The 26,148-nt window shown below is 73.1% G+C and carries 29 protein-coding genes; 12 read left to right on the top strand and 17 right to left on the bottom strand.

Annotated elements, in window-relative coordinates:
• Nucleotides 1–6: 6 nt before the first annotated feature.
• From tgmA to ABTZ03_RS21795, 8 genes are all read right to left on the bottom strand, one after another.
• Nucleotides 7–225 carry a putative ATP-grasp-modified RiPP gene (tgmA, locus tag ABTZ03_RS21830; RefSeq protein ID WP_350514701.1) on the bottom strand — a complete coding sequence of 73 codons (219 nt, stop codon included), beginning with the start codon at nt 223–225 and terminating at the stop codon, nt 7–9.
• A gap of 96 nt (nt 226–321) precedes the next feature.
• On the bottom strand, nt 322–1,170 hold the full coding sequence (locus tag ABTZ03_RS21825) for a helix-turn-helix domain-containing protein (RefSeq protein WP_350514700.1): 849 nt from the start codon (nt 1,168–1,170) through the stop codon (nt 322–324).
• 37 nt (nt 1,171–1,207) lie between these two features.
• Nucleotides 1,208–1,726 carry a DUF6879 family protein gene (locus ABTZ03_RS21820; RefSeq protein ID WP_350514699.1) on the bottom strand — a complete coding sequence of 173 codons (519 nt, stop codon included), beginning with the start codon at nt 1,724–1,726 and terminating at the stop codon, nt 1,208–1,210.
• The gene (locus tag ABTZ03_RS21815; protein ID WP_350514698.1) at nt 1,698–1,940 is read right to left on the bottom strand and encodes a hypothetical protein; all 243 of its coding nucleotides are present in this window, start codon (nt 1,938–1,940) and stop codon (nt 1,698–1,700) included. The genes ABTZ03_RS21820 and ABTZ03_RS21815 overlap by 29 nt, the downstream gene beginning before the upstream one ends.
• 161 nt (nt 1,941–2,101) lie before the next feature.
• The gene (locus ABTZ03_RS21810) at nt 2,102–2,620 is read right to left on the bottom strand and encodes a DUF6879 family protein (protein WP_350514697.1); all 519 of its coding nucleotides are present in this window, start codon (nt 2,618–2,620) and stop codon (nt 2,102–2,104) included.
• 112 nt (nt 2,621–2,732) lie between these two features.
• Entirely contained in the window at nt 2,733–2,933 is a 201-nt protein-coding gene (locus ABTZ03_RS21805) for a DUF397 domain-containing protein (RefSeq protein WP_350514696.1), read from the bottom strand.
• 71 nt (nt 2,934–3,004) lie between these two features.
• Entirely contained in the window at nt 3,005–3,196 is a 192-nt protein-coding gene (locus ABTZ03_RS21800; protein WP_350514695.1) for a DUF397 domain-containing protein, read from the bottom strand.
• Nucleotides 3,193–4,050, bottom strand: a complete 858-nt coding sequence (locus ABTZ03_RS21795) for a helix-turn-helix domain-containing protein (RefSeq protein ID WP_350514694.1) — start codon at nt 4,048–4,050, stop codon at nt 3,193–3,195. The genes ABTZ03_RS21800 and ABTZ03_RS21795 overlap by 4 nt, the downstream gene beginning before the upstream one ends.
• Before the next feature lie 249 nt (nt 4,051–4,299).
• Here ABTZ03_RS21795 and ABTZ03_RS21790 point away from each other — a divergent pair, with 249 nt between their 5' ends.
• Together ABTZ03_RS21790 and ABTZ03_RS21785 are read left to right on the top strand one after the other, a co-directional pair.
• Nucleotides 4,300–4,692 carry an ATP-binding protein gene (locus ABTZ03_RS21790; RefSeq protein WP_350514693.1) on the top strand — a complete coding sequence of 131 codons (393 nt, stop codon included), beginning with the start codon at nt 4,300–4,302 and terminating at the stop codon, nt 4,690–4,692.
• Between the two features lie 178 nt (nt 4,693–4,870).
• Nucleotides 4,871–5,311 (top strand): hypothetical protein, encoded by a 441-nt coding sequence (locus tag ABTZ03_RS21785; RefSeq protein WP_350514692.1) that lies wholly within the window; start codon nt 4,871–4,873, stop codon nt 5,309–5,311.
• Nucleotides 5,312–5,359: 48 nt separating this feature from the next.
• Here ABTZ03_RS21785 and ABTZ03_RS21780 read toward each other — a convergent pair whose 3' ends face one another.
• A complete protein-coding gene (locus tag ABTZ03_RS21780; protein WP_350514691.1) occupies nt 5,360–5,770 on the bottom strand; it encodes a hypothetical protein in 411 nt (136 codons plus the stop codon).
• A gap of 186 nt (nt 5,771–5,956) precedes the next feature.
• On the opposite strand from ABTZ03_RS21780, the gene ABTZ03_RS21775 reads away from it, so the two are divergent.
• Nucleotides 5,957–6,364, top strand: a complete 408-nt coding sequence (locus tag ABTZ03_RS21775; RefSeq protein WP_350514690.1) for an SCO4402 family protein — start codon at nt 5,957–5,959, stop codon at nt 6,362–6,364.
• Between the two features lie 88 nt (nt 6,365–6,452).
• On the opposite strand, the gene ABTZ03_RS21770 is transcribed toward ABTZ03_RS21775, so the two are convergent.
• Both ABTZ03_RS21770 and ABTZ03_RS21765 read right to left on the bottom strand, forming a co-directional pair.
• Nucleotides 6,453–6,875: an SRPBCC family protein gene (locus tag ABTZ03_RS21770; protein ID WP_350514689.1), complete on the bottom strand. Its 423-nt coding sequence runs from the start codon at nt 6,873–6,875 to the stop codon at nt 6,453–6,455.
• 115 nt (nt 6,876–6,990) lie between these two features.
• Entirely contained in the window at nt 6,991–7,473 is a 483-nt protein-coding gene (locus ABTZ03_RS21765; RefSeq protein WP_350514688.1) for an SRPBCC family protein, read from the bottom strand.
• A 61-nt stretch (nt 7,474–7,534) separates the two neighbouring features.
• Between ABTZ03_RS21765 and ABTZ03_RS21760 the strand changes: the two genes are divergently transcribed.
• From ABTZ03_RS21760 to ABTZ03_RS21750, 3 genes are all read left to right on the top strand, one after another.
• Nucleotides 7,535–8,134: a TetR/AcrR family transcriptional regulator gene (locus tag ABTZ03_RS21760; protein WP_350514687.1), complete on the top strand. Its 600-nt coding sequence runs from the start codon at nt 7,535–7,537 to the stop codon at nt 8,132–8,134.
• A gap of 76 nt (nt 8,135–8,210) precedes the next feature.
• Nucleotides 8,211–8,858: a formylglycine-generating enzyme family protein gene (locus ABTZ03_RS21755; RefSeq protein WP_350514686.1), complete on the top strand. Its 648-nt coding sequence runs from the start codon at nt 8,211–8,213 to the stop codon at nt 8,856–8,858.
• A gap of 35 nt (nt 8,859–8,893) precedes the next feature.
• A complete protein-coding gene (locus tag ABTZ03_RS21750) occupies nt 8,894–9,424 on the top strand; it encodes a GNAT family N-acetyltransferase (protein ID WP_350514685.1) in 531 nt (176 codons plus the stop codon).
• Between the two features lie 72 nt (nt 9,425–9,496).
• Here ABTZ03_RS21750 and ABTZ03_RS21745 read toward each other — a convergent pair whose 3' ends face one another.
• From ABTZ03_RS21745 to soxR, 3 genes are all read right to left on the bottom strand, one after another.
• Nucleotides 9,497–11,080: an FAD-dependent monooxygenase gene (locus ABTZ03_RS21745; protein WP_350514684.1), complete on the bottom strand. Its 1,584-nt coding sequence runs from the start codon at nt 11,078–11,080 to the stop codon at nt 9,497–9,499.
• Nucleotides 11,081–11,171: 91 nt separating this feature from the next.
• On the bottom strand, nt 11,172–12,125 hold the full coding sequence (locus ABTZ03_RS21740) for an aminoglycoside phosphotransferase family protein (protein ID WP_350514683.1): 954 nt from the start codon (nt 12,123–12,125) through the stop codon (nt 11,172–11,174).
• 80 nt (nt 12,126–12,205) lie between these two features.
• Nucleotides 12,206–12,757, bottom strand: coding sequence for a redox-sensitive transcriptional activator SoxR (gene soxR, locus ABTZ03_RS21735; RefSeq protein ID WP_350514682.1), 552 nt, complete (start codon nt 12,755–12,757; stop codon nt 12,206–12,208).
• A gap of 56 nt (nt 12,758–12,813) precedes the next feature.
• Here soxR and ABTZ03_RS21730 point away from each other — a divergent pair, with 56 nt between their 5' ends.
• Both ABTZ03_RS21730 and ABTZ03_RS21725 read left to right on the top strand, forming a co-directional pair.
• Nucleotides 12,814–13,527 carry a thiamine pyrophosphate-binding protein gene (locus ABTZ03_RS21730; RefSeq protein ID WP_350514681.1) on the top strand — a complete coding sequence of 238 codons (714 nt, stop codon included), beginning with the start codon at nt 12,814–12,816 and terminating at the stop codon, nt 13,525–13,527.
• A 54-nt stretch (nt 13,528–13,581) separates the two neighbouring features.
• Nucleotides 13,582–14,475, top strand: coding sequence for a transketolase family protein (locus ABTZ03_RS21725; protein ID WP_350514680.1), 894 nt, complete (start codon nt 13,582–13,584; stop codon nt 14,473–14,475).
• A 1-nt stretch (nt 14,476) separates the two neighbouring features.
• On the opposite strand, the gene treZ is transcribed toward ABTZ03_RS21725, so the two are convergent.
• The 3 genes from treZ to glgX form a co-directional block, all read right to left on the bottom strand.
• Nucleotides 14,477–16,246 (bottom strand): malto-oligosyltrehalose trehalohydrolase, encoded by a 1,770-nt coding sequence (gene treZ / locus ABTZ03_RS21720; RefSeq protein WP_350514679.1) that lies wholly within the window; start codon nt 16,244–16,246, stop codon nt 14,477–14,479.
• 2 nt (nt 16,247–16,248) lie between these two features.
• A complete protein-coding gene (gene treY / locus ABTZ03_RS21715; protein WP_350514678.1) occupies nt 16,249–18,678 on the bottom strand; it encodes a malto-oligosyltrehalose synthase in 2,430 nt (809 codons plus the stop codon).
• 173 nt (nt 18,679–18,851) lie between these two features.
• Nucleotides 18,852–20,966, bottom strand: coding sequence for a glycogen debranching protein GlgX (glgX, locus tag ABTZ03_RS21710; RefSeq protein ID WP_350514677.1), 2,115 nt, complete (start codon nt 20,964–20,966; stop codon nt 18,852–18,854).
• 439 nt (nt 20,967–21,405) lie between these two features.
• Here glgX and ABTZ03_RS21705 point away from each other — a divergent pair, with 439 nt between their 5' ends.
• The 4 genes from ABTZ03_RS21705 (at nt 21,406) to ABTZ03_RS21690 (ending at nt 26,023) form a co-directional block, all read left to right on the top strand.
• Nucleotides 21,406–22,680, top strand: coding sequence for a DUF5919 domain-containing protein (locus ABTZ03_RS21705; protein WP_502894542.1), 1,275 nt, complete (start codon nt 21,406–21,408; stop codon nt 22,678–22,680).
• Between the two features lie 46 nt (nt 22,681–22,726).
• The gene (locus ABTZ03_RS21700; protein ID WP_350514676.1) at nt 22,727–23,179 is read left to right on the top strand and encodes a GNAT family N-acetyltransferase; all 453 of its coding nucleotides are present in this window, start codon (nt 22,727–22,729) and stop codon (nt 23,177–23,179) included.
• Nucleotides 23,180–23,300: 121 nt separating this feature from the next.
• Nucleotides 23,301–24,050, top strand: coding sequence for an ABC transporter ATP-binding protein (locus tag ABTZ03_RS21695; protein WP_502894541.1), 750 nt, complete (start codon nt 23,301–23,303; stop codon nt 24,048–24,050).
• Entirely contained in the window at nt 24,047–26,023 is a 1,977-nt protein-coding gene (locus tag ABTZ03_RS21690) for an FtsX-like permease family protein (protein WP_350514675.1), read from the top strand. The genes ABTZ03_RS21695 and ABTZ03_RS21690 overlap by 4 nt, the downstream gene beginning before the upstream one ends.
• Nucleotides 26,024–26,148 lie beyond the last annotated feature (125 nt).

The raw sequence follows: 26,148 nt of genomic DNA, 5'->3' as shown, positions 1-26,148 counted from the left end.
GCCCTCCTAGTAGAAGTCGGTGCCTTCGTCGTTCTTGCTGTCGGAGTTGGTGTTGCTGCTGGTCTCGCCCTGGGCGGTGTGCGCCCAGGGGTTGCCGTCGGAGGTGACGGCGATCTGCAAATCCCGGTCGTACGTGACGCCGGTGGCGTCGGCCGGTTCGCTGGTCTGGCGTGCGGCGTAGCGCATGGCGAACGGCTGCCGGGAGGTGGGGGCGGTGGTGGTCACGATGGTCTCCTCTCGTGCTCCGAGTGGAGGAGCACCGACGACGCTACGGAGCACCGAGCGTTCCTCACAAAGAAGTTGCGAGTAGTTGCGACTCGATCACCCCATGGATTCGAGGACGGTCGCGATCAGCGCACGAGCCTTCGTTCCGTATACGGCCATCCGGGACAGCTGGGTGAACACCCGGGCGTACATCGCTATCTCGTGCGGTTGGGTGAGGCGCAAGTGTCCGGAGACGAGTTCGACCGACGTCTGAAGATCGTCGAACATGTAGAAGTCCTCGGCCGGTGACCGGAGCCGGTCCCGCTGGAGGGGGAGCACACCGATGCTCATGCGGGCCAGGCCGCTCACGCTGATGAGGTGCCGGAGTTGGGCCCGCATGGTCTCCGTGTCACAGACGCTGCTGTGGAGCACCGACTCCTCGATGAGTAGGGCGAAGGTCTGGCTGCCGGAGAACAGCATGCGCTGCCGCTCCATGCGGGCATCCACTGCTGCGGAGACGTCATCGACCGATACGCGGGAGCGTTGGACGGCGCTCAACACCGCTGTGGTGTACGCGCGGGTCTGAACCATGCCCGGAACGACCCGGCTCGCGTAGACGCGGAAGGTGCGGGTGCGCTGGTAGAGGTCGTAGACGGACTCCTGCGCCTGGCGCAGCCCGGAGCGTTCCATCCGCCGCCAGTCCACGTACATGGCGTCCACGGCGCGGGCGGATGCGATGAGAGCCTCTGCTTCGTCCTCAGCGCCGCACGCTGCGCACCAGGACCGGATGTCGCTCTCGGACGGGGCGGCCAGCCCGGCCTGGAGGCGCGAAGTCTTGGACTTGTGCCAGCCACAGCGCTCGGACAACTCGGCGCCGGTGAGGCCGGCGTTCCTGCGGAGCTCTTGGAGCCGGGCTGCGAAGACCTTTCGAGCTGCGACGACGCTGGATGACGGCGAGTAGGACATGGGTGGGTGACCGGATGCCGGGGGTGCCTTCGTGACGTCAGACGGTGTACTTCTCGTGCGGGACGGCTCGATCCCATACGGCTTCGAAAGCACTGGAGCAGAGCTCCGCAGCGGTCTCGTCCTCGGTGACCTCGCCACCCAGGGAGTCCCCGTCACCGGAGAAGTGCCCCCAGCGGACGACGCGGTCGTCGAACAGCCAGAAGTCGTTACCCGGGAGTGCGATGGTCGACGCGCTGCGCCTCGGTAGCCAACGCACCTGTTCACCGGCGCGGATGTTCGGGAAGGTCACGTCGTACTCGTACCTGATGTACTCGCTCACCGGCTCGGAGACGATGCGGGCGCGGCGGATCTCCACGCCACGGGTGACGGCTTCGGCGATCACGTCCAGCCACGGCCTCCACCAGGAGGCCCGATCGTCCGGGGCCAGACGGTGGCCGGCCCGCCAGGCACGGAGGGCCGGGTCGTCCTGCATGTAGCCGTCGCGCATTTCCAGATGAACCGCTGAGTACTGGGTATTCCTCAGCAACTCATCGATCTTCGGAACGCTCTGCGGCATCACATGCCTCCCTCAAAGCCGACACCATCCGGGCGGGGAGCCGCACGGCAAGCTCGTGGTCGGGAATGCTACCCGTCGTCAGGCACGCTTGCCGGGTGGTCTCGTCGAGCTTGAACCCCTGAATGACGAGGTCGCAGGTCTCCTCGTCGACCCACACGGTGGGGGAGTCGCCGTCCGGGCTGTTGGGGTCCTTGGCGATGAACCGCAGCGACATCCTGGCCTCCTAGGCCTGAGAGTTGCGAGGTACCGCGTGGTCCGGCGCTCCCATGGTGAAGGGGAGGGGGCGACGCTGTCAGGCGCTCGGGCGAACTGGACCGGGTGGGGCTGGCCGAGGGCCTGTTTGGCCTGATGGACGCTGGATGACGCGGACGCGGATCAGGTCAGCCGGAAGTCCTCGTGGGGCACCGCGCGGGCCCAGACGGCCTCGAACGCCGAGGCACAGAGGTCGGTGGTCCGCGGGTCGGTGGTGACTTCGTCGTCGATGAAGTCACCTTCACCGCTGAAGTGGTGGACCAGGAGGTGCTGCCCGTCGATGAGCCAGAAGTCGTTGCCGGGCAGAGCCAGGTCGGTTGCCTGTCGGCGGGGGAGCCATCGGACCTGCTCGCCGGAGGCGGTGTTCCGGAACGTGATCTCGTGCTCGAACCGGATGTACTCGCTCGCCGGTTCGGAGATGACGCGGGCCCGCCGTACGTCGACTCCGCGGGTGGTGGCCTCCTCGATCAGCTGCAACCAAGGGCTCCACCAGGAGGATCGGTCGGCCGGATCGTGCCGCCTCCCGCTGAGCCAGTGGAGGAACAGCGGGTCGTCGCGCATGTAGCCGTCGCGCGTCTCCAGATGGAGCGCCGAGCGGGTGCAACCCCGCAGCAGATCCTCAAGCGTGGGCGCCGCCGCCATTGTTCACCTCCGGGAAGACCGCGTCATTCGGGGTCCTGGCTGAGTTGGACTGGAGGTCGGGGTCTGAGCATCCGGGCGGCCCCACGTGGCACGTGGGGCCGCCCGGAAGAAGTCAGGGGGTGTTGGGGAAGTCGCCGGAGCGGATGCCGACGATGAAGGCCTGCCAGCCGGCGGGGGTGAAGGTGAGCTCCGGGCCGTGGGGGTCCTTGCTGTCGCGGACCGGGACGGTACCTGTGATGCCGTCTGCGACTTCGACGCAGTCGCCGTCGCCGTGGCTGTAAGTGCTCTTGCGCCATTCCAGGTTGGCTGACACGCGAAAGACCTCCGGAGACCACAAGTTGAGCGTGGGCTGCCCGCGCGGCGCGGGCAGCCCACGCTACTGCGTCATCCAGTGGTCGGGAACTCGTCGGCACGGATACCGGCCACGAACGCTCGCCAGGCCTCGGAGGGGAAGCTGAGGGCCGGGCCGTGCGGGTCCTTGCTGTCGCGGACCGGGACGAGACCGATGATGCCGTCCGCTACCTCGATGCAATCGCCGCCCGATGCGTTGCTGTAGCTGCTCTTGCGCCAGTTCATGGTCCGTACCCTTCCGTTGCCAACTGCTGCATCCAAGACGCCGATTCTGCCGGTGTCATCGCCAACGAGGTTATGTGGTCGAAGACATACTCGTGTCGAGCGATATCGGGCTCCTTCTCGATGTAGAGGCTGCTGGTGACCGACTCGCAGAAGGCAATCTCGCCAGGAACCTCTGAGAAGGACAGGATGCGGAAGTTCGTGCCCATCGCCGGGTGGGCACCAGCGTTGAATGAGAGGACTTGGACAGTAATATTTGGCTGTTGAGCGGCCTTGATCAGCTCGTTGACTTGCTCCGTCATCACATCCGCTCCGCCGACGACGCGACGGAGAACCGCCTCGGAAAGTACGGCGTGTACGGTGAGGGGCTCCGGTCCTCGAATGAGTTCCTGGCGTTGCATTCTGAGCTTCACACGACGCTCGATCATGCGCTCGTCTTTCTGCTCAGGCCAGAAAGTTCGGAATACCTCCCGTGCGTAGCCAGCAGTTTGAAACAGTCCGGGGACCAACTCGGACTCGTAGGACCGGATCCGCGAGGCGTCGGCCTCCAGGCCGACGTAGGTCTGGAACCAGTCCGGCAGGGTGTCACCGTAGTCGTGCCACCAACCGCGTTGCGTGCTGCGTCGGGTCAGCGAGACGAACTGGTGCAGTTCAGCCGGATCGCTGACGCCGTACAGTTCGAGCATCGCGCGGACGTCTGATTCCTTCAGTGTCGTCTGGCCTGACTCGATCCGCGAAATCTTGGTCGCGCTGAAGCCGAGTTCATCCGCAACGGACTTGGCCTGACGCCCGGTCCGTTCGCGCAATCGTCGCAGCTCGGAGCCGAGCCTACGGCGCAGCACGGTTGGACTGTCCACGCTCGTCGCTCCCTCTTGGTTGACGTCGGGTCACAGTCTGCCACCTCCCCTGGTGATCACAAGAGTCTTGCGGCGTCGCGCAATTGCGCAGAGATGCGCTTGCGTGATGGAGCCATCGCGGAGCATGCTACAGCGAGTAGTCCTTCAGGTCGTGTGAGTGACCTTGACTGGCCTACTTGCCGGGCATTCCTTTGTCTCCGCCCGGTCGTCGCATGGCCCCAACTCCTCTCCCTGGATGGTGACTTCGCCATGTCTCGAACCTCCTCCACCATCTGGCTCCCGCGCAGCCGGCGTTCCCCCGCCATCGCGCGCCAGCGGCTCGCCGCCCTCCTCTCCTCCACCCCCGACGGTGGCCGCTTCCTCGACTCCGGGCTCGTGGTGACCACCGAGTTCGTCACCAACGCCGTCCTGCACGGCACGCCGATCGGGCACCTCATCTACTTCGCCATTGATGTGGACCCCACGCGGCTCCGCATCGAGGTGCACGACGCCCGCGGTGACCGCCTCCCCGCCCTCGCCGCGCCCGGTCTCGACGGCGAGACCGGGCGCGGCCTCCAGCTCGTCGACTCCCTTACCGCGAGCTGGGGTTGCAGTCCGCGCCGCCCCATCGGCAAGGTCGTCTGGGGCGAGGTGGCGAGGTGAGGGCCGACTGCGAGATCCGGATCGAGCCCCCTGGGATCCGGCCGACGGGCCGCGCGCGGCGCCGGGCCCTGGAGTGCGTCCGGCGGCGGATGCTCGCCGGGACCGGAGGCCGAGGGCCCGCCTGAGCGGCTCCGCCCCCGCGTGTTAGATTTGAACCCGTTCAAATAAAGGGGGCGGCATGGCCGGGATTCCCGCGAGTGCGCGGTGGTTGGCCGGGGCAGCGAGCGCGGTGTTCCTGGTGCCGTTCATTCTCACCGCGCTCACGCGCGGGGTCAGTGGGCAGCTCTACCTCTGCGCGATCGGACTGCTGACCGGGGCCTTCTGTACCGTGCCGGTCTTCTACCGCCGCAGGGACCGCTTCCGGGTCGCCTGTGCGGCGGCCGGGTTCAGCGTCGCCGCCGTGTGGGTGCCGGTGCTGGTCATCGGCCTGTTGGCCGCGCTTGGCCTGGGCGCGTGGGACTGGTTCCTCGGCTACCTGGCTCTCCCGCTCGCGGCGATCGCCGCGCTGATCGGGGCCTTCCAGCGAGCCTACGGGCCCGACTCCGGGCGGTCGGCGGTGGCCGTTGGCTGGGCGGCGGCGGCCGTCTCGGCGGCCTGCTGGTTCCCGCTGGCGTTCTGAGGCCGGCCGACCAGGCACGTGGTCGACCGGTCCCCTCCTACGCCGAGGTCAGCTGGCGAGGACGGTGGCCGTGGCGCGGGAGTGGTTGAGCTCGGCGTCGGCGATGTACGCGGAGAGGTCCACCGAGGACCTGGTCCATGCACCGTCGGTCGAGGTGACGCTCACCGGCACGGTCACGGTCGACGGCCCGCCGAAGCAGGGGACGTGGACCGAGCCGCGGCCCGACACCCCCGACTGGGCGCCCTGCACGGTGATGGCGGCCGACTGGAAGTCCGGCAGGCACTGGTACGTGACCGAGACGTTCAGGGTCTGTCCGGCGTCCGCGACGACGGCGCCGTTGATGCCGACCTTGAGGCTCCCGACGGCGTGCGCGGGGGTGCTGACGAGGGTCGCTCCGACGACGGCGAGCGCGGAGGCGGCCAGGAACCGGGTGGCCTTCGTACGTATGGACGAGCTCATGAAAGAGCCCCTTTCTCTCCTGGTGACAGCGGACGCCCATGGTGAACGCCCGTGCCCCATCTTGCTGTTCGCAGCCGACCGGAGTGACGGGAGAGGCGGTGGACGTCTGAAATGGCACCGGCATGTGGCGCGGAGCCGTCCGATAACCGGATGCCCGGCCCGTAGCGGCATCGGTACCCTCGCCCGGTGACCGACCACGGCATCTCCCTCCCGTACTTCCGGCTCCACGTCGTGCCCGCCGTCGTGGCCCTGGCCAGCCCGACCTGGCAGCGTGAAGTGTGGCTGGACGGCGAGCAGTTGGAGGATCTCGACTACATCGTGCACGTGCTCTTCGACGACTTCTGCGACGCGCACGAGCCCGCCCGCTTTCTGGGTGGGAGCCTGCGCACCGAGCGGGAGGTCGAGTTGATGGCCCGGCTCGGCGTCGCCTATAGCGCGGTGCAGGACGCCGTCGGTGCCCGGTCGCCCGACGAGGTGTTCCTGGACGCCCCGGGCTGGCCCGCAGTGGTCTCGGCGGCCGCCCGGCTGGCGCAGGTGATGCTGGCAAACGACTATGCGGCCCTGGCCGCACCGCCCGAGGCCGGGCACTCCTGACCGATGGGAGCGGCCGGGCGCGCGGGAAGCTCGTGCTGCCGGCCGGTCGAGGCGGCGGCCCGGCCGGGATCCGACCGGGCCACTGGCCTCAGCCCGCGAACTGCTCCCGCAGGGCGGCCAGGCCGACGGTGAAGACCCCGTGCACCCGCTCGGTGGACTCCTTGCGGTGCTCGGCCTCGATGTCGTACGTGACGCTCCACTCCACGAAGCTGGCGCCCAGCTCGGTGACCGGGGTGACCCGCAGGGTGGCCCGGTAGCCGTCGAAGTGGAAGGTGCCGTCGGGGAAGCTGTAGGTGTAGCTGCGGGCCTCGACGTCGTAGGCGATCAGCGTCTCGTGCAGCACGATGCCGCCGAACTCGAACACCCGCACCGTACCGATCGCGTTGCCCGTCAGCTCGTTGCCGAGGGTGCTCGGCGGCAGGTGGGGGTGCCAGTCGCCGAGGGCGTGGTAGTCCCCGATCACGTCCCAGACCTGCTCGGCCGGGGCCTCCACCACCGTGCTGACCGTCAAGACCGCCATGGTCCTCGCCGCCTTCCGTCCGTTCGTCCGTTGATCCGTTCCGTGCGGCACCATCCTGAGGCAATGTCAGGCGCCGTCGCCAGGAGGCCGGTGCTCCCTGCCGCCGTCAGCGGTGGACGAGCCGGCGCAGCAGCCGTACGCGGGTGCTCCAGCGCGCGGGGGAGTCGACGGTGCCGCCGCAGGCGCGGACGGCCCGGTCGAGGGAGTCCTCCACCAGGGCGTCGTGCAGCCAGCGGAAGGCGAGTGGCCAGGCGAGCCGTGCCGGGCCGCGCAGCCGCATGGCGACGGTGTGGTTCAGCACCGAACCGCCGTTCCCGGGGGAGACGGTGAACTCGTGGAACCCGTCGAACCCGCGCGGGGCGCTGAACCGGAAGCGCACCCACCGACCCGGCTGGTACCCGACGACCCGGTAGCGGATCGGGCCGTGTCCGCCGGAGGAGCCGACGGCGAGCGGGCCGTCGAGGTGCAGGCGGGGCCAGGCGGGGCCGGGCCAGAGCCGGTCGTCCGGGCCGGCCAGGCCGTCGAGGAGTGTGCCGACCGTCGACTCCGGTGCCGGGATGGTGCGTTGGTGGACGTTGATGACCGCCATCGTGGATCCTCCTGGTTTTGGATGGGCCCCTCCAATTGAATTGGAGAGTACTCTCCAATGCATGCCCAGGCCACCCCGTCACGACGAAGCCACCCTCCTCGACGCCGCCGTCCGCCTCGCCGCCACCGGTGGACCGGCCGCCGTCACGATGTCCGCCGTGGCCCGCGAGAGCGGCGCACCCAACGGCTCCGTCTACCACCGCTTCCCCCAGCGCTCGGCGCTGCTCGCCGAGTTGTGGCTGCGGACGCTGGACGAGTTCCACGCGGCCTACCTGCCCGCCTTCGCCGCGGACGCCGAGCCGCGCCCCGCCGCCGGGGCGGCCGCCCGGCAGGTCGTCGCCTGGAGCCGGGCGAACCGGGAGCGGGCCGTCGTCCTGCTGCACGGCGTGCACGCCTTCGGCCGGGCCGAGTGGCCCGAGGAGCAGCTGAAGCGCGAACGGCAGGCCGCGGTCCGGGTGCGGCGGGCGGTGGCCGGGCTGGCCGAGCGGCTCGGCGCCGCGACACCGCTGGACCTCGACCGGGTCACCCTCGCCGTCGTCGGCCTGCCGCTCGCCGTCGTTCGGCCGCACCTGCACGCGGGCACCCCGCTGCCCGCGCACGCCGAGGAACTGGCCGCGCGCGGCGCCGTCGACCTGGTGGGCGGGATCGGGTCGTCGGCATAGGGGTCGCCCCAGCACGGCCGCAGGCCGCCGGCCGGAGCTGGGCCGCCGCCGGATCAGGGCCGTAGGATCGCCGATCATGGACCCCCGTACCGGACTGATCGCCGTTCCGCCCGGCCGCGTCACCCTCTCCGACCGCCGCACCCAGCGGAGTTGGAGCGTGGAGGTGGCCGCGTTCGAGTTGGCGGCCTGTCCGGTCACCCGTGAGCAGTACGAGGGCGCCGCGGGCGACCGCCGCCCGGCGCACAGCGTCTCCTGGCTCGACGCCGTCCGGTACTGCAACGAACTGTCCCGGCGCGAGGGCCGCCGGGCCGCCTACGAGCTCGACGGGACGGACGGCGAGGAGGTCGCCTGGGACCGCACCGCCGACGGCTACCGGCTGCCCACCGAGGCCGAATGGGAGCACGCCTGCCGCGCCGGCACCGACGGCCCGCGCTACGGCCCGCTGGACGAGATCGCCTGGCACCGCGGCAACTCCGGCGAACGCCCGCACGAGGTCGGCGGGTTGCGGCCCAACGCCTACGGGCTGTACGACCTGCTCGGCAACGTCTGGGAGTGGTGCTGGGAGCGCTACGACCCCGAGGTGTACGGAAGTTACCGCGTCCTGCGCGGCGGCGGCTGGTTCGACGAGCACTGGAGCTGCCGCGCCTCCGTCCGCCGCCGCAGCCACCCGACGCTGCGGATCGACGACGTCGGCTTCCGGGTCGCCCGCTCGGTGACGGACTGAGGAACAGTCGAACGATCTCGGGCGTTGGCGGCTGCGTGAACGCAACGAAGATCACCCTCCGTCCGATAGCCGAAGCCGACCTCACCGCCATGGGCGGAATGCTGAACGACCCTGACGCGCTGGGCGAGTTCCAGTGGTACGGCTGGGGTGATCCCGAGCGCTTCCGCCGGCGGTGGGCCGAGCACGGACTGCTGAGCGAGGAGCAGTGGGTGTTCGCGGTGGCGGGAGACGCGGGCGAGTTCCTCGGCTTCGTCGCCGCCAGCCGCAAGGGCGCGCGCCCGACCGCCCCGTACTGGAGCATCGGCGCGCAGCTGCTGCCGCAGGCGCGCGGGCGGGGGATCGGCACCACGGCCCAACGCCTGCTGGTGGACTACCTGTTCGCGCACACCCCGGTGATGCGACTGGAGGCGGACACCGAGGCCGGGAACCTCGCCGAGCAGCGGGTGCTGGAGAAGCTGGGCTTCACCCGCGAGGGGGTGCACCGGGCGATGGCCTTCCGGGACGGGCAGTGGCGCGACATGGTCTACTACAGCCTGCTGCGCACCGATCCGCGCCCCTGGCAGTAGCCCGCAAGCCGCAAGTCGCAAGTCGCCAAGCCGCAAGTCGCCAAGTCGCCAAGCCGCAAGCCGCAAGCCGCGTCACCCGAGCCAGGCCGCCAGCGCCGCGCCCAGCAGCGCGAGGTCCGGGGTGCCGCCCGCCCGGCAGGTCCAGGCGATGACGCCGTCCGGGCGGATCAACGCGGCGGAGAGGTTCTCGCCGTGGATCGCGGTGACCTCCCTGGCCCGCAGCCGGTCGTCCAGCCGGGCGCGGGCCGCCGCCAGCGCGGGGCTGCCGGGCGGGGCGAGCAGCAGGAAGCCGCCGCTGGTGGTGAGTCGGCTCAGCCGGGTGCTGCCGCCGCCCGGAAGGTCGAGCAGCAGGTCGGGGGCGGGCCGGCCGAGCCGGGGGTGCGGCTCGGCGGGCGCGTACGGCAGGTCGTAGCGGGTGTCGAGCCCGGACAGCAGCCGGCCGAAGTACCGGTTCACCTCGGGGAAGTCCATCAGGTCGGCGACGATGGACCGCAGGGCCTCGGTGTGCGGGCCGGGCAGCAGCAGGGCGGACTGGGCGCGGGCGTTGTGCAGCACGGCGGCGGCGACCGGGTGCCGTTCGGCGGTGTAGCCGTCGAGCAGGCCCTCCGGGGCCTCCTCGCGCACCACGGCGGCCAGCCGCCAGCCGAGTGCGACGGCGTCCAGCAGCCCGAGGTCGAGGCCCTGGCCGCTGCCCGGCGAGTGGACGTGGGCGGCGTCCCCGGCGAGCAGGATCCGGCCGTTCCGGTAGTCGGTGACCTGGTGGGCGTGGTCGGTGAAGCTCACGGCGTCGGTGAACCGGGTGACGAAGACCCGGGCGTCGGCGGCCCGCCGGGCGCTGCCCTCCAACTCCTCGGCGGTGATCGGCCCCTGGTGGTCGGAGTGCGGGACGGCGGGCTCGTACACCTCGACCGAGCCCCCGCCGTGCAGCACGGTGCCGTGCGGAGTCCGGACGGTGGGTGGCAGGGCCTTCCAGGAGACCAGGTCCGCCCGGGCCCGGCGGCCGGTGACCAGCGGCCCGGTGCCCGGGAAGTCGAAGCCGGCCAGCTCGCGGACGGTGCTGAGGTGGCCGTCGCAGCCGACCAGGTACGGCGCCCGGTAGGACCTCGACTGCGGGGGCGAGTCGGTGCCGGCGGTGAAGGAGACGGTGACGCCCCGGTCGTCCTGCCGGAGTCCCGTCACGGTGTGGGCCTGCCGGATCCGCACCCCGAGGTTCTCCGCGTGGGCGCGCAGGGCGGCTTCCAGGCCGGACTGCCCGATGGGCCGGCCCCGGCGCTCGGGCTCCTCCTGGAGCGCGGGGTCGATCGTCCCGATCCGGGCGAAGTGCCCGTTCCCGCGGTCGGGTTCGACGACCGCCCCGGCGTCCTTGGCCTTGGCCCTGCGCTTGCCCCGGCCCCTGCTCTTGCCCTTGGCTTTCCGGTGGGCATCCTCCGGAGCGTCGTCGTCGTCCCACCGGTGCAGGGCCAACAGCAGTTCGAGGCCGCGGCGTTGCAGGGCCTCGAAGGCGAGCGGGCCGATCCCGGGGGCCCGGCGCCGTGGGGACGGCCGGGGGAGCTGCTCCAGGACGATCGTCTCGGCTCCGGCGAGGCGGAGTTCGGCGGCGAGCAGCAGTCCGACCGGCCCGGCGCCGACCACGATCACCTGGGTGTCATGGTTCATCGTTCCTCCTCGGGGCGATCGCCGGTCAGGGAACTCTACGGGAGCGGTGATCCGGGATCCGGGGCTGCGGGCGACGTCCTCACGGTCCGGCTCAGGCGACCCCGAACCACTCCTCGGCGAGGGTCTCCAGGGTCCGCGCCGATGGCTTCAACTCCCTGAGATACCACGGTAGATCGCTGTACACGTGGAGCAGGGTGTACGCCATCAGCAGGCGCGGCTCGACGGAGCGGCCGTAGGCGGTGAGCAGCTGCCCGAGCAGGTGCGGGTCGGCGCGGGTGGTGAACAGGCCGACGGCGACCAGGTCGTAGGCCGGGTCGCCGATCATCGCGGGCTCGAAGTCGACCAGGCCGGTGAGGCGCCAGCCGCCCGCAGGGTCGGTGATCAGGTGCTCGCGCATGAACTCGGTGTGCAGCAGGGCGCGTTGCTGTCCTGACGGGAACGGGCCGGACGGGAACGGGCCGGACGGCAGCGGGGCGGCGGCGAGGAAGTCCGGGATCTGCTCCAACCAGGCCTCGGACAGGCCGCGTTCGCGCTGGCGCTCGACGGCCCCGGCCCGCTGCCGGTCCAGGAAGGCGGGCCAGTCCTCGGGCCCGAGTACGTCGGCGAGCGGCTCGGCGTCCAGGGCGTGCAGGGCGGCGAGCGCCTCGCCGCAGTCGCGGGCGATCCGCCCGCGCTCGGCGGGCGGGACGCGCGGCCAGGCGGTGGCCAGGCCCTCGCCGTGGAGCCGGGACATCAGCAGGTAGCGCCAGCCGTTGACGTCCGCGCCGGCCGCCCGGACGGATGGTGTGGGGATCGGCAGCGCGCCGTCCAGGAAGGCCAGGACGCGTTCCTCCGTCAGAGCGTCCCGCGCGCTGCCGGCCGGGAACAGCTTGAGCACGTGCTCGGCGCCCACCGCGTAGACCGGGACGGACCCCGCCGCGAAGCGCTCCAGCGGCAGCCCGCCGAGGCCGAGGCGCGCGCACAGCGCCTCGGCGCCCGGGCGCAGCACCGACTCGTCGGGGAGGACCGCGTCCCCCTGCTCGTCCGTCTCCACCGGGGGCAGCATGCCTCGCACCGTAGGTACACCAACGGCCCTGCGCCAAATGGTTTTTCAGCGCGCGGCCCGACGGGTTCAGCGTGCGTGCCTCAGCGTGCGGCCCGGCGGGTGGCGCAGCCGTCCGGGGCGTGCACCGGGTCCGGTTCGGGGCCGCTCTCCGGGTCGCGGGTGAGCAGGTAGCGGGCGCCGGAGCCGGTCCGGCCGGCCCGGTCCTCGGCGTTGTAGAGGGCGCAGCGGGTGAGCGAGAGGCAGCCGCAGCCGATGCAGCCGGTGAGCTTGGTCTTGAGCCGTTCCAGCTCGGCGATCTGCTCGTCGATCCGGCTCTGCCAGGAGGCGGCGACGGCGTCCCACTCGGTGCCGCTGGGGGCGGGCCGTTCGGGCAGCCGGTCCAGGGCGACCTTGGCCTCGTCCAGGGAGAGGCCGACCCGCTGGGCGGCCCGGACGAACGCGATCCGGCGCAGCGTGCCGCGCGGGTAGCGGCGCTGGCCGCCGGCGGTGCGGGTGGCGTGGATCAGGCCGAGGCTCTCGTAGTAGCGCAGGGCGGAGGCGGCGAGCCCGCTGCGGGCGGCCAGCTGGCCGATGGTGAGCAGGTCGCCGGTGCGCGGGCCGGCGGGGCGGCCGCCGTCGGAGGTCGCGGTCATGGGCACCCACTGTAGCCGCTTGACCTCAAGCTGGCTTTAAGTTGCACGATCGACGCATGACGACGAAGACCAGCACGGACCTCGTGGCCGGGGCCCGTTTCGAGGACCTCCAGGCGCTGATGGCCCTGATGACCGGCGACGAGAAGCACGGCCCCGCCGCCACCTCCACCCTGGACGCGCTGTGGGTGCTGTACGACCGGGTGCTGCGGGTGACCCCGGACACCGCCGAGGCCGAGGACCGCGACCGCTTCCTGCTCTCCAAGGGGCACGGTCCGATGGCCTACTACGCCGTGCTCGCGGCCAAGGGCTTCATCGACCCGGCCGTGCTGCCGAGCTTCGGCGGCTACGACTCGCCGCTCGGCCACCACCCGGACCGCACCCTGCTGTCCGGCGTGGAGATCTCCTCCGGCTCGCTCGGCCACGGTCTGCCGCTGGGCGTCGGCACCGCGCTCGGCCTGCGGGCGCAGGGGCTGACCGACCCGGCGGTGTGGGTGCTGGTCGGCGACGCCGAGTTCGACGAGGGCTCCAACCACGAGGCGGTGGCCTTCGCCGGCGCGTCCGGGCTGGACCGGCTGCACGTGGTGGTGATCGACAACTCCTCGGCCACCCACGGCTGGCGGGGCGGCATCGCCCAGCGGTTCGCCGCCGAGGGCTGGTCCACCGCGACCGTCGACGGCCGCGACCACGAGGCGCTGCACCGGGCGTACACCGCCGAGCACCCGGGCCGCCCGCACGCGGTGGTCGCCCGGGTCGAGCCCAAGAACCCCTGACCCCTATCCAGTCGACATCCAGTCAACCGCCGGACGATGAGAGGCACTTCACCGATGGACACCATGCGCGACCGCTTCGTCGACGTCACCACCCGCCTGCTGGACGAGGACCCCCGGCTGGCCGTGGTGCTCGCCGACATCACCGCCGCCGCCTTCGAACCCGCCCAGCGGCGCCATCCCGACCGGGTGGTCAACGTCGGCATCCGCGAGCAGCTGCTGATCGGCGCGGCCGGCGGGCTGGCGCTGACCGGGATGCGGCCGATCGCCCACACCTTCGCCAGCTTCCTGATCGAACGACCCTGGGAGCAGGTCAAGTTGGACCTGGTCCACCAGGGCGTCGGCGCGGTGCTGGTGAGCGCGGCCGGCTCCTACGACTGGCCGGCCGGCGGCCGCACCCACATGTCCCCGGGCGACGTCGCCCTGCTGGACACCCTCCCGGACTGGACGGTGCACGTCCCCGGCCACCCGGACGAGGCCGAGCAACTGCTGCGCCATGCCTACGCGGACGGTGACCGCAACGTGTACGTCCGGCTGTCCGCCCACCAGAACGACGCGCCGGTCGCGGTCGAGCCCGGCCGCTTCGCCACCGTGCGCACCGGCGGCCGGGGCGTGGTGCTGGCCGTCGGCCCGATGCTGGACGCGGTGCTGGCGGCGACCGAGGGCCTGGACGTGACCGTGCTGTACGCGGCGACGGTGCGCCCCTTCGACGCCGCCGGGCTGCGCGCCGCGCTGGGCGAGAGGGCGGACGTGGTGCTGGTGGAGCCGTACCTGGCGGGCACCTCGGCGAACGAGGCGCACGCGGCGCTGGCCGACCGCCCGCACCGGGTGCTGGCCCTGGGCGTGCCCCGGGAGGAGCACCGGCAGTACGGCGCGATCCCCGAGCACCTGGCCGCCTACGGCCTGGACGCGGCCTCGCTCAAGGCGCGGATCGGCACTTTCCTCTGGTGAATCAGCCGGTCAGTACCACCGCCACCGAGTCCGCCGCCAGCCGCACCGCCCCGCCCTCCGGCACCCCCGTACCCTCCGGCGCCCCCGTCCCCGCCAGCGCCGCCGCCCCGAAGGCCGCCACCACCTCCCGCCCGGTGCCCGCCAGCGGCACCGCCGCCTCGCCCGGGCCCAGGTTGACCGCGACCCGGTACGGCCCCCGGTGCACCACCAGCCAGCCCGCCGCCTCGTCGTACACCACCCGCACCGCGCCGAGGTCCGGATCGGCGAGCTCCGGCCGGGTGCGCCGTAGCAGGATCAACGTCCGGTACCAGTCGAGCAGTTCGGAGTGCGGGGCGCGCCGGGGCTCGGTCCAGTCGAGCACCGAGCGCAGCAGGGTGGCCGGCTCCTGCGGGTCCGGCACGGCCTCGGCGGCCCAGCCGTGCTCGGCGAACTCCCGCCGCCGGCCCCGTCGGACGGCCTCCGCCAGCTCCGGGTCGGTGTGGTCGGTGAAGTACTGCCACGGGGTGGCGGCGCCCCACTCCTCGCCCATGAACAGCATCGGGGTGAACGGCGAGGTGAGCACCAGCGCGGCGCCGCAGGCCAGTCGGCCGGGCGGCAGCGAGGTGGAGATCCGGTCGCCGAGCGCCCGGTTGCCGACCTGGTCGTGGGTCTGCAGGTAGCCGAGCAGCCGGTGGCCCGCCGTCGAGCCGAACGGCCGTCCGTGGCCGCGCTCCCGGAAGGTGGACCAGCCGCCGTCGTGGAAGAAGCCGTGGCGCAGCGCCTTGGCCAGGGCGGCGAGCGGCGCGCGGGCGAAGTCCCCGTAGTAGCCCTGGGATTCGCCGGTGAGCGCGCAGTGCAGGGCGTGGTGGAAGTCGTCGCTCCACTGGGCGGTGAGGCCGTGGCCGCCGGCCTCCCGGGCGGCGGTGGTGCGTGGGGTGTTGAGGTCGGACTCGGCGACCAGGAACAGCGGGCGGTTCTCCGTGACGGCCAACCGCTCGACGGCGTACGACAGTTCCTCCAGGAAGTGGACGGCCCGGTCGTCCACGAGGGCGTGCACCGCGTCCAGCCGCAGGCCGTCGATCCGGTAGTCGCGCATCCAGGCCAGCGCGCTGCCGATCAGGTAGGCCCGCACCTCGTCCGAGCCGGGCGCGTCCAGGTTGACCGCCGAGCCCCACGGGGTGTGGTGCCGGTCGGTGAAGTACGGGCCGTACGCGGGAAGGTGGTTGCCGGACGGGCCGAGGTGGTTGTGCACCACGTCGAGGACCACCCCGAGGCCCTTGCGGTGCGCGGTGTCCACGAAGCGCTTGAGTCCCTCCGGTCCGCCGTAGGGCTCGTGCACGGCCCACGGTGACACCCCGTCGTAGCCCCAGCCGTGCCGGCCGGGGAACGGGCAGACCGGCATCAGTTCGACGAAGTCGACCCCCAACTCGACCAGGTGGTCGAGGTGTTCGGCGGCCGCGTCGAAGGTGCCGCGCGCGGTGAAGGTGCCGATGTGCAGTTCGTAGAGCACCGCGCCGGGCAGTGCGCGCCCGCGCCAGCCGGTCCGCGACCAGTGGAAGGCGGCGTGGTCCACCGCCCGGCTGGGGCCGTCGGGTCCGTGCGGCTGCCGGGGCGAGCGCGGGTCGGGCAGTGCCGGGCCGTCGTCCAGCCGGAAGGCGTAGTCGCCCTCGGGCGCCTCGCCGGACCACCAGCCCGTGCGCTCCGGGCAGCGCGCCAACTCGTGCTCCACGCCGTCGACTTCGACCCGGACGCGGACCGAGGCGTACGGCGCCCACACCTCGTACCGTGCCATCCTCAGCCCCTCCTCGTCAGCAGCGCCACCGGCGACGCCGCCAGCAGCTCGGCCACCGGCACCGGCCCGGCCGGGAAGCCGCGCAGCGACAGCAGGTCCGTCCAGGGCCCGCCGGCCGGCAGCTCCAGGACGGCGTCCCGCCAGCCGCCCGCCCGGGCCAGCCCGTACGGCAGCCGGGTGACGGCGGTGACCACGTCCGCCCCGCGGGCGAAGGCGAGCAGGTGCTCGGGGGCGTCCAGCGGCCGGTACGCGCCGAGCGGGCGGGAGCGGCGCAGGTGCAGGGCGGTGGCGGTGAGGTGCAGCTTCTCCCGGGCGAGGTCGCCGGGGCGCGGGGTGGCCGCGTCGGTGAGCCGTACGGCCAGCGCGCCGAGGTCGACCACGCCCCGGTTGTCCGGGTCGACCAGGGTGTACAGCGGCTCCTCGCTGCCCTGGTAGAGGTCGGGCACGCCCGGGACGGTCAGGTGCAGCAGGGCGGCGGCCAGGGTGTTGGCGCGGGCGTACGGGCCGAGCGCCCGCACGGTGCCCTCGATCCGGGGGAGCAGCCCGGCGTTGCCGTACACGGCGCGGGCGCGCTGTTCCAGGGCCTGTTCGTAGCGCGGGTCGGGGGCGGTCCAGGAGGTGTGCAGCTTGGCCTCCCGGGCGGCCTTGAGCAGGGCGGCGACCAGCCGGTCCGGGTCGATCGGCCAGGCGGCGACCAGGGTGTGCCAGAGCAGCCAGTCGGTGTCGCGGTCGAGTCCGGGGGCGGCGGGCCCGGCGGCGGTGGACCAGGCGGCGGCCTCGGCGGCCCAGGCCTCCGGCTGCTCGGCGAGGACGGCGAGCCGGGCCCGGGCGTCGGCGCTGCGCTTGGTGTCGTGGGTGGAGAGCGCCGTCATGCTGTGCGGCCAGGCCTGTTCCAGGTAGCGGCACCAGCCGTGGAACCCGGCCGGGGGCAGCCCGGGCCGGGCCGGTTCGCCGCCGACCTCGTTGAGGCCGGGCAGGGCGTTCCAGCGGTAGAAGGCGGTGTCCTCGACGCCCTTGGCGGCGACCGCGGCGGCGGTCTGGGCGAAGCGGGCGCAGAACTCCTCGTGGTCGGGGCCGCGCCCCAGCTCGCCCAGCGCCAGCGCGGCGACCAGCCGCACGGTCGGGTCGTCCGCGTCGTCCACGGCCAGGTCGGGGTCCGCGGCGGGTTCCCCGGGCCGCGAGTACGGCCGGTACGCGGGGTAGTCGGTGAGCAGCCGCCGCAGGGCCGCGCGCAGCTGCCAGGGCGCGTGGTCGGCGTGGGCGGGTTCGGCGGCGCCGATCCGCAGCGCGATCCGGACCAGCCGCTCGATCTCGGCGCTCAGCTCGCCGCCGGGCCCGGTCATGTCGGCCCGGCCGCGCCGGGCGGCGGCCACCGCCGGATGCGGGTCCTCGCACCTGCCCTGGACCGGCCCGCCCGCCGGCTCGCCGTGCAGGAAGGCCCGGTACGCCCCGGCGAGCCGCCCGGCGCCCGCGTGGTCGAGGAGCACGCCGTCGATCCGGCGCAGCGCGTCGTACCCGGTGGTGCCGGCCACCGGCCAGTCCGCGGGCAGCCGCTCCTCGCCGGTGAGGATCTTCTCGACGACGATGTAGGCGCCGCCGGTGGCCCCGGCCAGCCGGCGCAGGTAGCCGCGCGGGTCGGCGAGCCCGTCCGGGTGGTCGATCCGGAAGCCGTCCAGGACCCCGTCGGCGTGCAGCCGCAGCAGCACGGCGTGGGTGGCGGCGAAGACCTCCGGGTCCTCGACCCGGACGGCGATCAGCTCGTTGACGGTGAAGAACCGCCGGTAGTTGAGCTCGGTGCGGGCGAGGCGCCACCAGGCGAGCCGGTACCACTGGCGGGCCAGCAGTTCGGGCAGCGGCAGCCCGGCGGTGCCCGGGCGCAGCGGCAGCTCGTGCCGGTGGTAGCGCAGCGTGTCCCCGTCCACCACCAGCTGGTCGAGGACGACGCCGAGCCGGTCGCCGAGCAGCGGCAGCAGCACCCGCCCGCGCGCGGGGGCGTCGGCGGGGCCGGGCTGCGCCGTCCAGTCGATGTCGAACCAGCGGGCGTACGGCGAGTCGGGCCCGTCCCGGAGCACCTGCCAGAGCGGGTGGTTGAGCCGTTCGGGGACGGGCACGGCCATGTGGTTGGGGACGACGTCGGCGATCAGTCCCAGGCCGTGCCGGTGCGCCTCGGCGGCCAGGGCGCGCAGGGCGGTCTCGCCGCCGAGCTGCTCGCTGATCCGGGTGTGGTCGACGGTGTCGTAGCCGTGGGTGGAGCCGGGGGTGGCCTCCAGCAGCGGGGAGAGGTGCAGGTGGGAGACGCCGAGCGCGGCCAGGTAGGGGACGGCGGCGGTGGCGTCGCGCAGGGTGAATCCGGGCTGGAGCTGGAGGCGGTAGCTGGCGGTGGGGCGGGTAGCGGCCGGGCGGGGCTGCGCGGGCTCGGCGGCGGAGGTCATAGGTCCATAGGTACCCGGCCGGGCCCGCCGCCAAGACCCGCAGCTGACCCGAACAGGTGACCGCGAGATCCCTACGCCGGGCCGGGGATCCCCGCACGGACCCGGCCCCGAGGGCCTCGCACGGGCCCGGGAACGTCACCCGGCCCCGAGTCCCTCACCCGGCCCCGGGAGCCTCACGCGGGCCGCTGCAGCACCAGCAGCGAGCGGTCGGTGAGCCACAGCGCGTCCCCGGCCTTGACCCTCGCCCCGCCGCCGGGGGCGGGCAGCCGGGGCTGGGCGGTGTCGACCACGACCTGCCACTCCTGCCCGTGGCCGGCGGGCACGGTGAACTCCAGCGGTTCGAAGTGGGCGTTGAACATCAGCAGGAAGGAGTCGTCGACGATCCGCCCGCCGCGCCGGTCCGGCTCGGAGATCGCGTAGCCGTTGAGGAAGACGGTCAGCGACTTGGCGTAGCTGGCGCCCCAGTTGCGCTTGGTCATCTCCTCCCCGGCGGGGGTGAACCAGGCGATGTCGGTGAGGTCGTCGTAGCCGCTCACCGCCCGCCCGTGGAAGAACCGCCGCCGCCGGAACACCGGGTGGTCGCGGCGCAGCCAGATCATCCCCTGGGTGAACTCCAGCAGCCGGGCCGCCGGGCCGTCGCCCTCGGGCCAGTGCACCCAGGCGAGTTCGTTGTCCTGGCAGTAGGCGTTGTTGTTGCCCTGCTGGGTGCGGCCGAGTTCGTCGCCGTGCGAGAGCATCGGCACGCCCTGGGAGAGCATCAGGGTGGCGATGAGGTTGCGCTGCTGGCGGGCGCGCAGCTCCTCGACGGCCGGGTCGGTGCTGGGGCCCTCGACGCCGCAGTTCCAGGAGCGGTTGAAGGATTCGCCGTCCCGGTTGTCCTCGCCGTTGGCCTGGTTGTGCTTGTCGTTGTAGGAGACCAGGTCGCGCAGGGTGAAACCGTCGTGGCAGGTGACGAAGTTGATGGAGGCGATCGGGCGGCGGCCGTCGTCCTGGTAGAGGTCGGAGGAGCCGGTGAGCCGGGAGCCGAACTCGGCCAGGGCGGCGTTCTCGCCGCGCCACAGGTCGCGCACGGTGTCCCGGTACATGCCGTTCCACTCCGTCCACAGCGGTGGGAAGTTGCCGACCTGGTAGCCGCCCTCGCCGAGGTCCCAGGGTTCGGCGATCAGCTTGGCCTGGGAGACCACCGGGTCCTGCTGGACCAGGTCGAAGAACGAGGACAGCCGGTCCACCTCGTGGAACTGCCGGGCCAGGGTGGCGGCGAGGTCGAAGCGGAAGCCGTCCACGTGCATCTCGGTGACCCAGTAGCGCAGCGAGTCCATGATCAGCTGGAGCACGTGCGGGCTGCGCATCAGCAGGCTGTTGCCGGTGCCGGTGGTGTCCTCGTAGAAGCGCTGGTCCTGGGCGAGGCGGTAGTAGGAGACGTTGTCCAGGCCGCGCAGCGACAGCGTCGGCCCGAGGTGGTTGCCCTCGGCGGTGTGGTTGTAGACGACGTCGAGGATGACCTCGATCCCGGCCGCGTGCAGCGCCTTGACCATCGACTTGAACTCCTGCACCTGCTGGCCGCGGTCGCCGGTGGAGGAGTAGGAGGAGTGCGGGGCGAAGAAGCCGATGGTGTTGTAGCCCCAGTAGTTGGCCAGGCCGAGGTCGCGCAGCCGGTGGTCGCGGACGAACTGGTGCACCGGCATCAGCTCGATCGCGGTGACGCCGAGCTTGGCCAGGTGCTCGATGACCGCCGGGTGGGCCAGGCCCGCGTAGCTGCCGCGGATCTCCTCGGGGATGCCCGGGTGCAGCCGGGTGAGGCCCTTGACGTGGGCCTCGTAGATGACGGTGCGGTGGTAGTCGGTGCGCGGCGGGTGGTCGGTGCCCCAGTCGAAGTACGGGTTGATCACCACCGAGTGCATCGTGTGCGGGGCGGAGTCGAGGTCGTTGCGGCGCTCGGGGGCGCCGAAGTGGTAGCCGTAGACGGACTCGTCCCAGTCGATGTGGCCGCTCATCGCCTTGGCGTACGGGTCCAGCAGCAGTTTGGCGCTGTTGTGCCGCTGGCCCAGGCCCGGGTTGTACGGGCCGTGCACCCGGAACCCGTAGCGCTGGCCGGGCTGGACGCCCGGGAGGTAGGCGTGCCGGACGAAGGCGTCCGTCTCGCGCAGTTCGACGGCGGTCTCCGAGCCGTCCCCGTCGATCAGGCACAGCTCGATCCGGTCGGCACTCTCCGAGAACACCGCGAAGTTGGTGCCGGCCCCGTCGTAGGTGGCACCGAGGGGGTAGGGCTTACCGGGCCAGACCTGCATGAGTCCTCAACTTCCTTGTGACAACTTCCTTGTGGCATACCGGAACTGACGTCCATTCGGATGTACGGTCGGACGACCCGGCCGGACCCGGACGCTCTCTTCCCGGCCGGGCGGCCGGGCATGTGCGGGCTCCGCGCGCCGTGACGCACGGCACAGCCCGCACACTCCCGGAGATACTCCCCGAGCGCCTCCCCGGCGGCCGGGAGGTACCGCCGGGGTTGCTCCGAACGGGTGTCCGGCGGGCATTCGTGTGAAGAGTGCGGGCGCCGTTGCGACCGGTGGGGCCAATGGTGCGGACGGGCCCCTGGTCCATCCGGCTGCGGGCGGCTCGCGGCGGGCAGTACCCTTGATCGTCCGGCCGCCCCGGCCGACCGGTGCTTGTCAACGGCCCGTCAACGGCCCCCGCCCCTGCGGAGGTCAGCCGCAGATGAGGTGGCGCATGGTGTTCCCCGCTGGCGGCCGCGGCCCCGGGCCCGACGGCCCCGACCGAGGCGGTACCCGCAGCGAGGCGCCCACGGTCGTCATGCGCCCCACCCTGACCGGCCGGGCCCTCGTCCCCGCCCAGGCCGGCCCGGTCGAGGTCCCCGCGCTCGCCTGGTCGGCCGGCGAGTGGGAGGAGTCCTACCAGCGGGTCCGGCTGTCCGGCCGCGCCTACGTCTGGCTCAACCTGGTCGAACAGCGGCTGCGCTCCCTGGTCGACGAGGTGCTGCACCCGATCTACGCCCCCGCCCACGGCGAGGACTGGGTCACCGCCGCCGCCGGACCGGCCGGCGAGGAGTGGGCCCACCGGGCCGGCGCGGTGCGCGAGGTCAGCCGCCGCAAGGGCTACCTGCTCGACCCGGCCGACGACGACCCGCTGGTCTTCCTCACCCTGCCCCAACTGCGCGAACTCATGGTCCAGCACTGGCCCTGCTTCGAGCCCTACCTCGCCGACCGGCGCGAGATCGAACTCGCCCTGGACGAACTGGAAGTGGCCCGGCACGTGGTCTCCCGCAACCGGGTGCTCACCCAGACCGTGCTGGCCCAGACCGAGCGCGCCGCCGCCCGGCTGCTCGCCGTCCTGGACGGCGGCGCCGGCGGGGTGCCCGCCGACGTGGTGGAGTCCCTGGTCGCCGGCCGCTACGCCGACGTGGTCGCGGTGCACGCCGACCGGGTCCGGCTGCAGCGCGACCTGCCCGTCGAGGACCTGCTGGACGGTGCCCGACGCCTCGACGCGCTCGGCATCGGCCTCGGCATGCTCTGCCAGAACTACACCGGCAAACGGCTGGTCCGGCTGGCCGGCGAGGGCTGCCGGGTCCGGCTGCTGTTCCTCAACCCGGCGAGCAGCGCGGTGCGCCGCCGCGAACGCGAACTCGGGCTCTCCCGCGGCGAGTTGTCCCGCTCGATCGAGATGAACATCATGCACGTGCGGCGGGTCCGGGCCCGGCTGCGGGACCAGGGCGGCTTCGAGATCCGGGTCTTCGACGAGACCCCGCGCTTCACCGCCTACCTGGTCGAGGGCCCCCGCCCCACCGGCCCGGTGGCCGGCCGGCGGCAGAGCCGCGACCTCGGCGTCATCCAGCCCTACCTGCGCCGCTCCCGGGGCATGGAGTCCCCGGCCCTGATCCTGCGCGGCGGCGCCGGCCAGCAGCCGGGCGGCAGCGAACCGGGCCTGCTGGAGGTCTACCGCGAGGAGTTCGAGGGGATCTGGGCGGACTCCCGGAACGTGTCCTGAGAAAACCCCTGGTCAGGGGCGGGGCGCCGGTGGAACACTGCGCGCCGTGAACAGCCTCCCCACCTGGACCCTGGTACCGGCCGGCCCCGAGGACCTCGACCCCATCGTCGACCTCAAGGCCCAGGTCATGCGCGCCGACCTGGAACGCCTCGGCCGCTGGGACCCGGACCGCTCCCGGGAACGGGTACGGAAGTCCTTCTCCGTCCGGCACACCTCGGTGCTGCGGGTCGACGGGGCCTTCGCCGGGTGCGTCACGATCCGCCCCGACGAACGCGGCGGGCGCCACCTGGAACTGTTCTACCTGGCCCCCCGCCTCCAGGGCCGGGGCCTCGGCACCGCCGTGCTGCGCCACCTCCTCGCCGAGGCCGACACCGCGGGCGAACCCGTCCACCTGGTCGTCCTGCGCGGCAGCGCCGCCCGGCGGCTGTACGAGCGGCACGGCTTCACCGTCGTCGCCGAGGACCCGATCGACGTCGCCATGCACCGGCCCGCGCCGTAGCGGTCCGCACCGGCCCGCGCCCCGACGGTCCACGCCGCACCGGCCCGCACCGGTCCGCGCCGTAACGATTCCCCCAAAGCGGCTGGTCAGCGCCGTGACGCCCGTGGTAGGTGTAGCCGCTGTGAAGATCACGGGGGATGACGGGGCCGTACTGCGCCTCGAAGACGTACACCGCACCTACGGCACCGGCCCGGAGGCCGTCCACGCGCTCAGGGGGGTGGACGTCAGCTTCGACCGCGGCACCTTCACCGCCGTGATGGGCCCCTCCGGCTCCGGCAAGAGCACCCTGCTGCAGTGCAGCGCCGGGCTCGACCGCCCCGACAGCGGCCGGGTCGTCCTGGCCGGCACCGACCTCGCCGGGCTCACCGAGACCCGGCTCACCGTCCTGCGCCGACAGCAACTCGGCTTCGTCTTCCAGGCGTTCAACCTGGTCGGCTCGCTCACCGCGGAACAGAACGTCGGCCTGCCGCTGCGCCTGGCCGGGCGGCGCCCCGACCGCGCCGAGGTGCACCGCGCACTCGCCCAGGTCGGCCTCGGCGAGCGCACCGGCCACCTGCCCTCCCAGCTCTCCGGCGGCCAGCAGCAGCGCGTCGCCATCGCCCGCGCCCTGATCACCAAGCCCCGGATGCTGTTCGCCGACGAGCCGACCGGCGCCCTCGACAGCTCCAGCAGCCGCGACGTGCTCACCCTGCTCCGCGAACTCGTCGACCGCGAGGGCCAGAGCACCGTCATGGTCACCCACGACCCGGTCGCCGCCTCCTACGCCGACCGCGTGCTCTTCCTCGCCGACGGCCGGATCGTCGACGACCTGCCGCGCCCCACCGCCCAGCAGGTCGCCGAGCGGATGACCGCCCTGGAGACCGTGGCATGAGCGAGCCCACCGAGAGCACCGCCGGCCGGCGGTCGTTCGGCACCCTGCTGCCCGTCGCCGCCGCCGGCCTGCGGCGCCGCAAGGCCGCCTTCGCCGGCTCCTACGTCGCCCTCACCCTCGGCGTCACCCTGGTCGCCACCACCGGCAGCCTGCTCAACCGCACCGCCGGCGACGACTCCCCGCTCGGCGCGCCCTCCCTGCACAAGGTGCTCCAGTTCACCTCCGCGATGGCCGCCTTCGTCGCCGTCTTCGTCGTCGCCGGTACCTTCGCCTTCGCCGTCGCCCAGCGCCGCCAGGAGATCGCGATGCTGCGCGCCGTCGGCGCCACCCCCCGGCAGATCGTCGGACTGATCACCGGCGAGGCCGCCGTCGTCGCCCTCGCCTCCGCCGTCAGCGGCTGCCTGCTCGCACTGCCCGGCGCGCCCGCCCTGGCCGCCTGGCTGGTCGACCGCGGCGCCGCCCCGGCCGGCTTCACCGCCCGGCCCGCCGTCGGCCCGATGCTGCTCGCCGCCGCCGTCGGCCTGCTGGTCGCCCTGCTCGGTGCCGTCACCGCCGCCGTCCGGGCCGGCCGGGTGCGCGCCGTCGAGGCGCTCGGCGACGCCGCCGCCGACCGCAGGGTGATGACCGGACCGCGCTGGGCCGGCGCCCTGCTCTCCCTGCTCGCCCTGGCCGGCACCGTCGGCTACTACCTGTCCGCCGACACCATGCCGCCCGCCCCCGGCGACCAGCCCGACGACCCCCAACTCGCCTCCCAGTGGGTGCTCGGCGCCGACCTGCTCACCATCACCACCCTCGCCCTGTTCGCGCCCGTCCTCGTCCCCGTCCTGCTCCGGCTGCTCAGCGCCCCGCTCGCCCGGCTCACCGCCGCCGCCCCGCTGCTCGCCCGGCAGAACGCGCTCACCGCCGTGCGCCGCACCGTCTCCACCGCCACCCCCGCCTTCCTCACCATCGCGCTCGCCGGCACCGTGATCGGCTCCACCGCCGCCTTCGCCGACGCCATGACCGCCCAGAACCGGGCCACCGCCGCCGCCCGCTACGTGCTGCGCCCCGGCGCCGCCCCACTGCCCGCCGACGCCGCCCACCGGCTCACCGCCGACCGGCCCGGCCTGCACGCCACCGCCACCACCGCCACCGTCGTCACCGGCCTCGGCGCCGACCGGCCCGCCTTCGACGACCACGGCGAGGACTCGCCCGCCACCGTGCCCTCCGCCGCCACCGTCGTCGACGGCGACCTCGCCACCGCCTGGACCCTGCCCGCCGTCGCCGGCACCGCCGCCGACCTGCACGGCGCCACCCTCGCCGCCTCCACCCACCAGGCCCGCGGCCACGGCTGGAAACTCGGCGACCAGATCAACCTGCGCCTCGCCGACGGCACCGTCACCAGCCTTCGGCTCGCCCTCGTCTACCGGACCCAGCTCGGCCTGGACGAGATCCTGCTCAGCGGCGACACCGTCACCGCCCACCTGGCCGGCGCCCGCCCCGACGCCGTCCACCTCGGCGCCGAACCCGCCGACCGGCTCGGCGGCACCCTCACCGACGCCCGCAACCCCGGCCCCGACCAGGGCGCCCACTACGCCTGGATCGCCACCACGACCATCCTCGGCCCGGCACTCCTCTACGCGCTGATCGCCATCGTCAACACCATGGTGATGAGCACCGCCGACCGCCGCCGCGACTTCACCGTGCTGCGCCTGGCCGGAACCGTCCGCCGCCAGGTGCTGCAGACGGTCGCCCTGGAGGCCGTCCTGGTGGTCGCCACCGCCACCGTGCTCGCCCTCGCCGTCACCGCCCTCACCCAGTACGGCACCACCGCGCTGCTCGACCACCGCATCCTCGCCGGACAGGCCACCGTCCCCCTCCGCCTGCCCTGGCTCCCGCTCGGCGCCGGCGCGGCACTCTGCCTGGCACTCGCCCTGGCCGCCTGCCTCCTCCCCAGCCGCCTCGCCCTGACCACCCGCACCACCGCCCGGTAGGCCGCACCGCCTGCCACCCCGACCGGAACGAGCCTGTCAACCCCTCCGGGGGATACCGGAGTTCACCCCGGGTGCGGGCCCCGCCCGGCACCTGGACCGGGCCCGGGCGGATCCCCGGCGGCCGG

The sequence above is a fragment of the Kitasatospora sp. NPDC096077 genome, from assembly GCF_040303245.1.
Lineage (GTDB): Bacteria > Actinomycetota > Actinomycetes > Streptomycetales > Streptomycetaceae > Kitasatospora.
Note: the sequence above shows the minus strand (reverse complement) of the source record. Positions and strands in the feature narration are given on the sequence as shown.